Origin of the sequence: Sedimentibacter sp. B4 (genome assembly GCF_000309315.1) — a bacterium.
GTDB lineage: Bacteria > Bacillota > Clostridia > Tissierellales > Sedimentibacteraceae > Sedimentibacter > Sedimentibacter saalensis.
Genome location: NZ_CANG01000923.1, coordinates 1 through 324, shown reverse-complemented (window position 1 = coordinate 324; position 324 = coordinate 1). Strand labels below are relative to the sequence as shown.

At 72.8% G+C, this 324-nt stretch carries 1 pseudogene; it reads right to left on the bottom strand.

Annotated elements, in window-relative coordinates:
• A pseudogene (locus BN358_RS27140) lies at window positions 1-324 on the bottom strand (hypothetical protein); the annotation flags it as partial.

Genomic DNA, 324 nt, shown 5'->3' with positions numbered 1-324 from the left:
GGAAGGAGCACCCACGACCGCAGCCAGGCCGGGTTCCAGCCCGGCGGCGGTGAGCCGGGCCACTCCCCAGACCACGAAGGCGAACTCGACCGAAACTGAACACACCAACGCGAGCCAGCGTCGCAGCGTCTGTGGCCAGGACGCGGACGAGCGGCCCTTCGCCCGGGCAGCCGCGTCCGGTCTACCCGCCGGGAGCCGTCGCGTGACGACGATCAGCACCACCATCGAGACCGGGATCAGGAGCAGGGGCACCCGCGCGCCCAGCCCCACCGTTGCGGCGAGCCCGAGCAGGATCGGCGCCGACACCGCAACCACGCTCGCCAC